The sequence below is a fragment of the Thalassospira sp. SN3W genome, assembly GCF_038070535.1.
Lineage (GTDB): Bacteria > Pseudomonadota > Alphaproteobacteria > Rhodospirillales > Thalassospiraceae > Thalassospira > Thalassospira xiamenensis.
The window spans coordinates 2,943,676-2,956,097 of sequence record NZ_CP121124.1 but is presented as its reverse complement, the minus strand read 5'-3'; the positions used below and the strand labels follow the sequence as shown (position 1 = coordinate 2,956,097).

12 protein-coding genes are annotated in these 12,422 nt (G+C 53.6%); 10 read left to right on the top strand and 2 right to left on the bottom strand.

What is annotated here, in order from left to right:
- The first annotated feature begins 125 nt into the window (after positions 1–125).
- Positions 126–899 (top strand): flagellar basal body L-ring protein FlgH, encoded by a 774-nt coding sequence (flgH, locus tag P8T57_RS13290; RefSeq protein ID WP_223304999.1) that lies wholly within the window; start codon positions 126–128, stop codon positions 897–899.
- A gap of 241 nt (positions 900–1,140) precedes the next feature.
- Here the strand turns inward: flgH and dksA are convergent, their stop codons facing one another.
- Together dksA and P8T57_RS13280 are read right to left on the bottom strand one after the other, a co-directional pair.
- Entirely contained in the window at positions 1,141–1,560 is a 420-nt protein-coding gene (gene dksA / locus P8T57_RS13285; RefSeq protein ID WP_007092332.1) for an RNA polymerase-binding protein DksA, read from the bottom strand.
- Positions 1,561–1,712: 152 nt separating this feature from the next.
- Complete coding sequence (locus P8T57_RS13280; RefSeq protein WP_007092331.1) at positions 1,713–2,156, bottom strand: flagellar assembly protein FliX; 444 nt, start codon at positions 2,154–2,156, stop codon at positions 1,713–1,715.
- Positions 2,157–2,509: 353 nt separating this feature from the next.
- Here P8T57_RS13280 and P8T57_RS13275 point away from each other — a divergent pair, with 353 nt between their 5' ends.
- From P8T57_RS13275 to P8T57_RS13235, 9 genes are all read left to right on the top strand, one after another.
- On the top strand, positions 2,510–3,643 hold the full coding sequence (locus tag P8T57_RS13275) for a flagellar basal body P-ring protein FlgI (RefSeq protein WP_071241082.1): 1,134 nt from the start codon (positions 2,510–2,512) through the stop codon (positions 3,641–3,643).
- Positions 3,643–3,990: a rod-binding protein gene (locus tag P8T57_RS13270; protein ID WP_063092730.1), complete on the top strand. Its 348-nt coding sequence runs from the start codon at positions 3,643–3,645 to the stop codon at positions 3,988–3,990. Before P8T57_RS13275 ends, P8T57_RS13270 begins: the two co-directional genes overlap by 1 nt.
- A gap of 5 nt (positions 3,991–3,995) precedes the next feature.
- Positions 3,996–4,457, top strand: a complete 462-nt coding sequence (locus tag P8T57_RS13265) for a flagellar protein FlgN (protein ID WP_139190000.1) — start codon at positions 3,996–3,998, stop codon at positions 4,455–4,457.
- Positions 4,458–4,474: 17 nt separating this feature from the next.
- Positions 4,475–6,886, top strand: a complete 2,412-nt coding sequence (flgK, locus tag P8T57_RS13260) for a flagellar hook-associated protein FlgK (RefSeq protein ID WP_341363361.1) — start codon at positions 4,475–4,477, stop codon at positions 6,884–6,886.
- A 27-nt stretch (positions 6,887–6,913) separates the two neighbouring features.
- Positions 6,914–8,143, top strand: a complete 1,230-nt coding sequence (locus tag P8T57_RS13255; RefSeq protein WP_063092727.1) for a flagellin — start codon at positions 6,914–6,916, stop codon at positions 8,141–8,143.
- A gap of 83 nt (positions 8,144–8,226) precedes the next feature.
- Positions 8,227–8,697 carry a flagellar assembly protein FliW gene (fliW, locus tag P8T57_RS13250; RefSeq protein ID WP_071241085.1) on the top strand — a complete coding sequence of 157 codons (471 nt, stop codon included), beginning with the start codon at positions 8,227–8,229 and terminating at the stop codon, positions 8,695–8,697.
- Positions 8,698–8,807: 110 nt separating this feature from the next.
- Positions 8,808–10,181 (top strand): flagellin, encoded by a 1,374-nt coding sequence (locus P8T57_RS13245; RefSeq protein ID WP_071241086.1) that lies wholly within the window; start codon positions 8,808–8,810, stop codon positions 10,179–10,181.
- Between the two features lie 402 nt (positions 10,182–10,583).
- On the top strand, positions 10,584–11,954 hold the full coding sequence (locus P8T57_RS13240) for a flagellin (protein ID WP_341363360.1): 1,371 nt from the start codon (positions 10,584–10,586) through the stop codon (positions 11,952–11,954).
- A gap of 86 nt (positions 11,955–12,040) precedes the next feature.
- Entirely contained in the window at positions 12,041–12,415 is a 375-nt protein-coding gene (locus P8T57_RS13235) for a flagellar protein FlaG (RefSeq protein ID WP_071241088.1), read from the top strand.
- The last annotated feature ends 7 nt before the right edge of the window (positions 12,416–12,422 follow it).

The window sequence follows — 12,422 nt, the reverse complement described above, 5'->3', positions numbered from 1 at the left end:
CTGCGATTTCGCGCAATTCACGATGAAAGACAAAGGCTTGCTGACCCGGCAAGCTTTGCCCGCTCAGGAGCCGCAATCTGGCATGAGGATTGCGTAGATACAGGCAGGAATTCCAGGAGGAATAAATGCCCGTTAATCACATGCAGATTTCAATGCGCCGCTTGGCAATTGTAACCGGCCTGATCGGTGCTACGGCACTGCTTTCAGGCTGCAACGCGATGAAACGCCTTTCCGAAGTCGGCGAGGCACCGAGGCTCTCGGCAATCGACAATCCCACGCAGTCAGAAACCTATCGACCGGTAAGCTTGCCAATGCCTGCACCGCAGGTCGCAGAAAGCAATCCGAACTCGCTATGGCGTTCCGGTGCACGTTCGTTCTTCAAGGACCAGCGCGCCAATCAGGTTGGTGACATTCTGACGGTTGTTGTCGATATGCAGGACAGTGCGGCACTGGCCAACACCACCGCACGTTCCCGCACCAATAGCGAGGATCTGGCGGTGCCAAACCTTTTTGGCCTCGAGTCCGAACTCACCAAAGTACTGCCGGAAACGATCAACCCGTCATCGATGTTCGATATGGACAGCGCGACGTCCAACAGAGGCAGTGGCACGCTTGACCGTAATGAAGCGATTGACCTGCGTGTGGCGGCCATCGTCATTCAGGTCCTTCCGAATGGAAATTATGTCATTCATGGTCGTCAGGAAATCAGGGTAAACAGCGAAGTCCGTGAAGTTCAGATCGCGGGCGTCATACGTGCCGCGGACATCAGTTCGTCCAACGAAGTCGAATATGACAAAATCGCGGAAGCCCGTATTTCTTATGGTGGTCGCGGTACGATTTCCGATGTACAGCAGCCGCGTTACGGCAGCGAAATCATGGATGTAATTCTACCGTTCTGATTAATCCTGATCGCCTGCGCCTTCCTGGATTCCCGTGGGCAATCACGATTGACCAAAACCGGCCTGCCACAGGCCGGTTTTGTTTCGCCTGAATCTGGCCAAAACAAAAAAAGGTCCAGCTGCAAATTACAGCCGGACCTTTGATTTTGGTTATCCCTAACCGGTATTCCCCAACAGAGCCTTGGCTTTTGCCATTTGACCGGATCAACGCAGGCGCGACCCGTGTTTATTCCCGACGCGATCAGTCGTCGCGGCGAGTGCGCTCCATCCGTTCGTGGCGCTCCTGAGCTTCAATGCTCAGGGTAGCAATCGGACGAGCTTCAAGTCTTTTAAGGCTGATCGGCTCGTCGGTTTCTTCGCAGTAACCATATGATCCGTCTTCAATTCGACGCAAAGCAGCATCAATTTTTGAAATCAGCTTACGCGCCCTGTCACGAGTGCGGAGTTCCAAGGCCCGGTCTGTTTCGGCCGATGCACGGTCGGTCAGATCCGGTTCCTGAAGTCCCCCGCCATCCTGCAGGCTCGCTAATGTTTCCGAAGATTCTTGCAGCAGTTCAGCCCGCCAGGCCAAAAGCTTCTGCCGGAAATATTCCCGCTGGCGCGGGTTCATGAACTCTTCGTCCTCAGCGGGACGATAGTCTGGTGGTAGCGTGATAGTCATGTACGCCCTCTATACAGGACTCATCGAACGCGCGGCAATATAGAGGGCGCGCGCAATGGGTGCAAGCTGATTGAGTAAATAAATCTGAATTAGCCTGAAAGCCTTCATAACCTTGGGTTTTGCGACCAAAGCTATTGCCCAAACCTTAAATTTCAGGCCAGACCCGAAACTTCAAGCTTTGCAAGCTCGACCTGTGCCCGCAGATCAATCTCGTCCAGCACAGAAGAAAGGGCTGGATCGGAGATATTTTCGCGCTGCTGATCCAACAGCCCGACAAGCTGGCGCAGTCGGCTGGCAGGCAAAGTCCCGCTCAACAGAGCATCCCGCACACCTTCAAGCTGCTCAAGCAAGCTTTCGGCCCGCAGGACGGCGTGCTTTTTCGGGGAATCAAGTGCATCACCACTTTGCTGTAACGCCAGCAATGCATCAAGCGCGCTGACCGTTCCCGCACTATGCACGCCACCTGCCCCGCTTGCTCCGCCTGCGGAATCGAGTGAACGAATTGCATCAGCAAAACCGCCCGCACCACCACCGCCAGATGTTTTCTTGCGTGTCGTGCTATTCGTGCCTGTCGCTTTGGATCCGCTGACCTTCATTTTTCACTTCCGCCTGCTATGTGGTAAGCTTGCCGGGATCGAACATGCAGCCATCACTACGTCAATCAGCTGTGTAAAGCCTGTCGGCTCAATCCGCACAGCCCTTTGACAGTGATCCCGTTAGGCCGAGTCTCCCCCAAAGCGTTGCCTGACGCAACGGGAAAAAAATGCCGGGTCTGCACTCCACTATTGCCGTGCAGTTCGTTTGCTCGTCAAAAACACACCGATTTTCCGGCAACTTGCGCAATCAGTGATCCAAAGCTTTGGCTTTCTGCCATTTGGCACGGTTTTCGCAGAAGTGTTTGCAAATTGTATCGGGTGGCAACCCCATCCCCGGAAGCGGAACAAAGAATATGATCAAAGGTCTAGGCAAATATGCATTAAAGGCAGCAGTGCTCGGCATGATCGCCCTGACGCAGGTTGCTCCGGCAAACGCCCAGTCGCGCATCAAGGATATCGCCGACTTTGAAGGCGTACGTGACAACATGCTGGTCGGTTACGGCCTGGTTGTCGGTTTGAACGGCACGGGTGACGATCTTGGTGATGCCGACTTTACCCGCCAAAGCCTTGTGGCCATGCTTGAACGGCTCGGCATCAACGTGCGCAGCCAGATCGATGACATTGATTCCGACAATATCGCAGCCGTGATGGTCACCGCCACCCTACCGCCTTTCTCGCGTCAGGGGTCGCGCCTTGATGTCTCCATCAGCGCAATCGGCACTGCCGAAAGCCTCCAGGGCGGGACCCTTCTGGTTACACCCATGGTCGGTGCTGACGGTGAAGTTTACGCCGTTGCCCAGGGCAACCTTGCAGTCGGCGGGTTCTCTGCTGGCGGCAATGCTCAAACCGTGGTCAAGGGTGTTCCGACTTCCGCGCGCATTGCCAATGGCGGTATCGTGGAACGCGAAATCGATTTCAATCTCAATTCCATGCAGAACATGTCGGTTGTCTTGCGCAACCCGGACTTCACCACAGCCAGCCGCATTGCCGAAGCCGTCAATGCCTATCTTGGAGAAATCGCCGCGCGCCCAAGCGACCCCGGCACCGTTCGCATCAACATTCCGGAACGCTACAATCAGAATGTCGTGGCTTTATTGACGGACATCGAACAGCTTCGCGTTGAACCTGATCAGATCGCACGTGTCGTCATTGATGAAAACACCGGCACGATCGTGATGGGCGAAAATGTTCGCATCAACCGCGTGGCTATCGCGCAGGGCAACCTGACCATCCGCGTAACGGAAACTCCGCAAGTTTCTCAGCCTTCTCCCTTCTCGCAAACCGGCACGACCGAAACCGTCGACCGAACCAATATCGAAGTGGATGAAGGCGAGGATAACCAGCTTGGCGTGCTTGAAAGCGGCGTCAGCCTGCAGGAACTGGTTAATGGCCTGAACAGCCTTGGCGTCGGACCGCGCGACATGATCACCATCCTTCAGGCGATCAAAACGTCCGGCGCACTTCAAGCCGAAATCGAGGTGATGTGATGATGATCGACAGCACCAATGCATTGATGGCACAGGCGCAGGCATCTGCCCAGTACGGCAGTCAGAACAATGTCTCGAACCGCGCAAGCCAGTTGACAGACGGACATATCAAAACCGAGGCCCAGGCGCGTAAAGCAGGCCAGGAATTTGAATCAATGTTTCTAGGCCAGATGCTGAGCCACATGTTTGCAGGTATCGAAACCAACGAAACTTTTGGCGGCGGTCATGGCGAAACCATGATGCGGTCCCTGCTTGTTGATGAATATGCCAAAGAAATGACGCGCGCAGGTGGCATCGGAATTGCAGATGCCGTTACACGCGAAATCCTCAAGGTGCAGGAAGGATAATGACCATGACCACCGAACAGATGGTTATCGAACTCAAAAGCGTCACTTATGACCTGATTTCCCTGCTGGAGCGTGAGACTCAGGGACTGCGCAAGCTCGAAATTGCCGAGTATGAGCAGTTCGTGTCGGAAAAATCTGCCCTGTCGATGCAGTATGAACAGCTGGTCGTCAAGTTACGCGCGCGCGGTCCCGAACTGCGCCAGCTTCCCGAAGACGACAAAGCCGAACTTCGTGACCTTCAGGCTGAATTCCAGCAGGCCGCCCGCCGTAACATGACCGCCCTTCAGGCCGCCAAGGCCACGAATGAACGCATGGTCAATGCCATCGTGCGCGCGGTGAATGACAAGGCCAAGGAAGAGTGCACAACCTATAACCGTTCTGGCCAGACCGGCAAGGCATCCATTGGCGGTTACGGCCGCCCGACCAGCAAACCCGGCACGTCTTACAGCGTTAACGAAACGCTCTAAGGGTAAAGGCGAAGATCATGTCACTGACTCAGGCACTCAATAGCGCAATTTCTGGCCTCAACACTGCCCAAGCCCGGATTTCCATCGCGTCCTCGAACATCTCGAACGTGAATACCCCCGGCTATTCGAAAAAGATAGCCGGACAGGAAACCTTGGTGCTAGACGGGGTTGGCGCAGGTTCGCAGATCGGTGACATTTATCGCAACGTCAACGAAGGCCTTGTGCGTGAAATGCGCGGCGAGCTTGGCAAAGCTGGCCGGGAAGAAGTACGCTTTGAATTCTTTCAACGCATTCAGACTCTGTTCGGAACACCTCAGTCCAACGGTGCGATAAGCCAACGCATCAGTGACCTTGCCGACGCTTTCGAGCAACTTGGCAATACGCCCGAGCAGAATTCCCCAAAAGTGGAAGTTATCGAAAGCGCCATTCAGGTTATGGATGCGTTCGAGAACCTGTCCGAACAGATCCAGCATATGCGTGGCGATATTGACAAAAATATCTCTGACGAAGTCGACCGCGCGAATACTTTGCTCAATGAAATCGCCGAACTCAATACGGACGTGGTACGCCAGAAGAACCTTGGGCAGCCGACCACCGAACTTGAGGACCAGCGCGACCTGAAAATTAACCAGTTGTCCAAAATCATGAACGTGACCACGTATAACCGTGGTGACGGATCCATGGTTCTGTTTACGGCCAATGGCAATCGCACACTTCTCGATAGAACCCCTGCCACCATTTCCTTCAGCCCCACCGCAGGTTTCGAACCTGGCACTGGCGGGTCCGGTATCATGCTGAACGGAGAGGATGTAACCGATGTCATCCAGAATGGCACAATCAAGGGTTTGCTTGAAATGCGCGACACGGAATTGCCGCGCCTGAACGACCAGATAAACGAACTGGCCGGTGAATTGCGGGACGCCATTAACGAAGAACACAACAAAGGCACCGCCTTCCCGCCTCCGGCCAACTTGTCGGGCACCCGGATGGTTGCTGCGAACGATCCACTGACGGCAACGGGAACCTTCCGTATTGCCGCACTTGACGCAGATGGTAACCTGACCGCGACAGACAGCTGGGCCGATATCAGTCTGCCGACTGCTCCCGCTACGGTTCAGGGAATGATCGACGCGATAAACGGCTCCACCGCAGGTACTTATCTTACCGCATCTCTGGTCGATGGCCGGATGGTTATCGAAGGACTGGACGGCAGCCGCATTTCAATCAATGAAATGACCAGCTCAATCACCACGAGCGATGGTCGCAGCCAGGGTATGTCACACTATTTCGGCCTGAACGACTTCGTGGCGACGGTAAAACGTTCCGATACAATGACCTCCTCGGCACAAGACAGTGCAACCGCGGCTCTTGGCGTCACGGCGAGCTCCATGGTTATCAGTGCTGGCAGCGGGGTTCTGACCACACCCGGCATTACAGTGAACTACACCGCGAATGACAGCCTCACGGATGTGCGTGACGCGATCCGGACTGCCCTTCAGGGTGCCGGCATGACCGCCGCCGACGCCGCCGAAACCGCGTATCTGGTTGAGGATGGCGATCGCTATCGTCTCGTGATCAGTTATACATCCAACATGACAATCACTGACTCCGGCAACATGTCCAAGACGATTGGCATGACCGAGGACATGCCTGTCCTTGCCGGGAATATGGACGTCGCCTCCAGCATAAAAAATGATCCGGCGCGTATTGTCCGCGGTCAATTGAATGCCGACACGTATGAAACATCTACAGCGGTTGTCGATACAGCAACCGCTATTCCGGGGTTGGGGCCTCTTGTCCCCCCACCCGTCAACTATACACTTACGGTTGCTGGCGATTTCACGAGTGTGAATATCAATTACGACAGCAACTCGTCGCTCGAAGACATCGCAAATGCCATCAACAACAGCGCCACACTGACAGACAACAACATTAATGCACAGGTCGTTTTCGACAGTGCATTGGGTGGATACAAGTTGCGTGTCACCGATGCCGATGGCGACCCATTCTTCTTCCAGGACAGTGGCGCAGGAGCAGGCGACAGTCTGACAGAAATTCTGGGATTGGGCATTCAGCATGGCGTGCACGAGGGCGACAACAGTGCTGCACTTGCGCTGAGCCAAACCTTTGAACGTACCGACATTGATTTTGAATCTGCGGGCGGGCTATCGGCAGAACGAACTTCTTTGACCGACTTTGCCGCTGGCATCATCGCAACTGCCGCAACCAAGGCATCGGTTGCCAGCAGCAGCTACGAGTTTCAGTCCAACCTCGTTACAGATTTGGGCAACCGCATCCAGAATGAAGCGGGCGTCAACCTGGACGAAGAAATGTCGGATCTGATTATTTTCCAACGCGCCTACAGTGCATCTGCCCGGGTCATATCCACGGTTGATGAATTGTTTGATACGCTGCTGAATGCAGTTTAAACTGCGACAAGGATTTGTGAGGGCAAAATGGTAACGCGCGTAGCTACATATACAAACCATACGCTACTGTCCGACTTGGCGCTGAGAAACGCAGCCAAGGTTGCTGACCTTAATACCCAGCAATCCAGCGGGCAAAAATCACGCAATTATTCCGGAATTGCCGATAGCTCCCAGCGCCTTCTGAACCTCGAAGCGGAATATACCCGTACAGAGCAATATTTGCGTAACACCACGCAGACCAAGCTTCGCCTTCAGAATATGGAGAGCGCCGTTGACACAATGATGGACATTGCAGTCAAGATGAAGACATTGCTTGTCCAGTCGCTTAACGCCAATCAGGCTGCGGACGTCAACCTTGACAACGAAGCCAAGCAGGCGATGGAGCAGATTGCAAGCCTTCTCAATACCAACCTTGATGGGCGATATTTATTCGCCGGCGGACGCTCGGAATTACCGGCTGTCGATATCGACAAGATGTACGCTCCAGACAATTACATGAGCAAGTCCGGCACCACCATCACAGACGGCCTTACTCTTGCCTCCCTCGGCGTTACGGATGGCGAACTCCAGATTGTCAGTACGGATATCGACGGTAACAGCGTCACATCAACTGTTGACTATGATCCGGCTACATGGACAATCGGCGACTTGCGCGCAGCGATCAATGGCAACACAACCGATGGTGCAATTGCAACGTTACGCGGCCTCGACGAACATGAAGGCCCGCGGCTGAACATCGAAAATGTGGGCAACGGGTCAATCACAATCACCGAAATTGCCGGTGGCGACCTGCTTGACGTGCTGGGCATGACGAAAATCCCCAACCCGCGCCCGGATACTTCTTATTATGCTGGCGACCAACAGATCCTCTCGTCGCGCGTTGATGATGGTTATAATGTCTCTTATGGCGTACTTGCCGATGACCCCGCATTCCAAAGCCTGATCCAGGGCTTGGGGATTGCGGCGGGCACAACCGACCAGAATGCGATTAATGTTGCACTGGGTCATATCACCGACGCTATCGATAATCTGCCAAATGTTCAGGGAAAAATTGGCCTTAATATCGCAAATATTGAACGTGTTGAAACACGGCACCAAGATTACAAAGTGTTTGCATCACAGGCAATAAGTGACATTGAAGGTGTCGATGTACCGTTAGTGGTGGCCGAATCAGCGCAATACTCTACGGCGTTGAACGCCAGCTTCATCGCAATCTCGCGTGCTTCAGAATTGTCCTTGGCCAACTATTTGCGCTAATGATCCATAATCGGATTATCGTGGGCTATTAACTTCACGGCCATGCGTGGCCGAAACTTCTAAACGCCGGAGTAAAATCGGTTATGGATTCCGAAAAAGTCGCCGAAAAAGAAATACCTGAGTCCGTGATTGTTGAAACGCGCTTTGGCAATATCGAATTCAGTTGGGACAAGGGCATTTATATGCCCGTCGGATTGCTTGGTTTTCCCGAACATCATGTGTTTGGCATCGCCAACATTCCCAACACGTCGCTGGATCAATTCAAACTCTACCAAAGCCTCACAGACGCCAATCTATCCTTTATCGTAGCCCCCTATAATATGGAAAGCGGTGTCTATTCGGACAAGGACTTGGAGATCGCGCTGAAGAGCTTGGCGATAGAGCATAAAGATGTTGCAATTATTATGGTTGTGACAGTGAGAAGTGCGACGGATGGCAAAGGCATAACAATGTCGACCAATCTGCGCGCACCAATCCTGATTGACACCGTTCGGCAGGTGGCATGGCAGCACATCATGCCTAACGACAAATACTCGGTACAACACGACCTGTAATTTTTGCCTAGTTCAACTGGCACGATCTTTGCTGACAAGAATACAAGGCAATGACGCCGACGGATCGGATGGCTTGGAGCCATTCTTTTGGATCCATGTAGGAGGGAAAAATGGCTCTTAATATTATTTCCAACTATGCTGCCAACGTTGCGCATCGTAACTTGTCAGCTTCTGATGAAATGGCGACCCGTTCGCTGTCCAAACTGTCATCCGGTACGCGCGTTGTTTCCGCACGTGACGATGCGGCTTCCATGGCTATCGGTGCCCGTCTGAATGCAACCACCCAGGCACTCAAAACAGCAACCGTCAACGTTGGCCAAGCCAACTCGATGCTGCAGATCGCCGATGGCGGCATGGCAACCATTGATGACATTCTCGTTCGCATGAAAACGCTCGCTGTTCAGTCTTCCTCGGGCAACCTGTCCGATACCGAACGCGGCTTCCTCAACGACGAATTCACCCAGCTCCGTGACGAGATTGATCGTATTTCGTCCTCGACCAACTTCAACGGCATTCAGCTGCTTGGCGATGGTGGCGATGTTGCCCTTAATTATGCCGATCTTGATACCGGTGGTTCTGGTGCGGCACTGACCCCGGCAACCGGTTTCAGCGGCTTTGGTATTACCGATAACAATCTGTGGGCATCGGACGGTGAACAGGACGGCGTAACCGACAACAACTTCTCGGTTTCGATCAACGAAGTTACTGTTGGCGGTGGCGGCACCCAGATCATCATGACCGTTACCGCAAATGTCGACTTGACTGCCGGTGCTGATGCGCCGCTGACCCAGTCGATTGATGTGACCGATTACCTGACCGGTGGCAGCAAAGCCATGGGCCCGGGTGATACCGGCACCCTGAACTTCGACCAGCTTGGCCTGACCATCGACATCAACGATAACTTCACCGATAACGTTGACGTTGTTGGCGCTGGCACTGGCGGGGCGAATGACTTCGGCACAGCAACCGCCTTTACCATTGGCGGTGCGGTTATTGATACGACGGCCAGCACGGTCAATATCGCCGCCGACAATGGCCAGCAACTGCCTGCAAGCATCGACTTCCAGGTTGGTGCGGGCAATACCGCAAATGATCGCTTGGCAATTACACTGACAGCTGTTGATTCCGGGACGCTCGGTACGGGTGCCGCCGGTACAGGTACGGCCCTGAATGCTGCTACTGTGGACATCACCACAGCCGCACGCGCCCAGGCAGCTGTTGAAGTCGTAACCGTAGCAATCGATGATCTGCAGCGCGCACGGGCAGGTATCGGCACCTATCAGAACCGCTTGGACTTTGCTGGTCAGAACCTTGCTTCTACGCAGGAAAATACTGAATCGGCTCGTTCTACCCTGCTTGACCTTGATGTCGCATCGGAAATGACTTCGTTCACATCAAAACAGATTCTGGTCCAGTCCGGTGTCGCAATGTTGGCCCAGGCAAACCAGATGCCGCAGAACCTGCTGCGTCTGCTGCAAGGTTAATTACTACCGGATTAAAAACTGGAACCAACAAAGAGCGATGGCAAATGCTGTCGCTCTTTTTCATTAGCAATCGACGACAACACCAAGCGACCCTATACATAGGCATTGGTCACGATTCGCAAAACCACACAAAACGACGCCACTATCCACAGCAAAATACGCCTTCTCGTTGAGAGAATATCCGGTTAACACCTTCCCCAAAAACCCGCAAGCAACTGATTTTAAAAGACGAATCACAAAGAAAAATTTCTCTGGACAGGCGCCCCATCCATAGGTATATTTCGAAATACAAGAAGTCCAGTTTTCATTGATCAGGAAGATCCTTGGGAACTATCTGGCGCTGTTGCCAGGTTCAAGAATGGCAAGATGCCGTTCCGAGCTATCCAAGTAGGAGATTACACCATGGCTCTTAATATTATTTCCAACTATGCTGCCAACGTTGCTCACCGTAACCTTTCGGCTTCTGATGAAATGGCGACCCGTTCGCTGTCGAAACTGTCGTCCGGTACGCGTGTTGTTTCCGCACGTGACGATGCGGCTTCCATGGCTATCGGTGCCCGTCTGAATGCGACCACCCAGGCACTCAAAACAGCATCCACCAACGTTGGCCAGGCCAACTCGATGCTGCAGATCGCCGATGGCGGCATGGCAACCATTGATGACATTCTCGTTCGCATGAAAACGCTCGCTGTTCAGTCTTCCTCGGGCAACCTGTCCGATACCGAACGCGGCTTCCTCAACGACGAATTCACCCAGCTCCGTGACGAGATTGATCGTATTTCGTCCTCGACCAACTTCAACGGCATTCAGTTGCTTGGCGATGGTGGCGATGTTGCCCTTAATTATGCCGATCTTGATACCGGTGGTTCTGGCGCGGCACTGACCCCGGCAACCGGTTTCAGCGGCTTTGGCATTACCGATAACAATCTGTGGGCATCGGATGGTGAACAGGACGGCGTAACCGACAACAACTTCTCGGTTTCGATCAACGAAGTTACTGTTGGCGGTGGCGGCACCCAGATCATCATGACCGTTACCGCAAATGTCGACTTGACTGCCGGCGCTGATGCGCCGCTGACCCAGTCGATTGATGTGACCGATTACCTGACCGGTGGCAGCAAAGCCATGACCGCAGGTGATACCGGCACCCTGAACTTCGACCAGCTTGGCCTGACCATCGACATCAACGATAACTTCACCGATAACGTTGACGTTGTTGGGGCTGGCGCTGGCGGGGCGAATGACTTCGGCACAGCAACCGCCTTTACCATTGGTGGTGCGGTTATTGATACAACGGCCAGCACGGTCAACATGGCTGCCAATAGTGGTCAGCAGTTGCCCGCAAGCATCGACTTCCAGGTCGGCGGTGGCAACACAGCAAACGACCGTCTTGGAATTACCCTGACGGCAGTTGACACTGCAACCTTGGGTACGGGTGCTGCTGGTACCGGTACGGCCCTGAATGCTGCTACTGTGGATATCACCACGGCCGCACGTGCCCAGGCGACTGTTGAAGTTGTCACAACCGCGATCGACGATCTGCAGCGCGCACGTGCTGCGATTGGTACCTATCAGAACCGTCTGGACTTCGCCGGTCAGAACCTTGCTTCTACGCAGGAAAACACTGAATCGGCTCGTTCCACCCTGATGGACCTTGATGTTGCTGCCGAGATGACCGCGTTCACCTCGAAACAGATCCTGGTTCAGTCTGGTGTCGCGATGTTGGCTCAGGCAAACCAGATGCCGCAGAACCTGCTGCGTCTGCTGCAGTAATCCGGATATCCGAGGAAGGATGGGAGTTTACCTCCCATCCTTCATCCGGATTATCCTTTGTCGCAAAGGCGGCATAGGAGGGTCAGATGGAAATTGTAAGCGCATATCAAAATCAACGTTCTGCAGGATCAGTTTCTGGTTCAGCACCTACTGCGTCAAACAATGCAGCTGGCCAGTCTGTTTCGATTTCAGCAAAGCCTTCATTCGACACCAAAGGCCCTGCTCAGGCAGATGCCGGACACAGACTTCAAAAAGCTTTGTCCTCACTTGATATCCCCGAACTTGCCGATGCCAATGCCCGTATCGAACTGAACTTCAATCAGGATACCGGACGTGTCATCGCCAAAGTTACGGATCGGTCAAACGGCGAAGTTCTTCGTGAAATTCCGTCAAAAGAGTTGCAGCATTTATTCTCGCAAATCCGGGAATATCTTGGCAGTATCATTGACGAAGAAATTTAATTCAGCG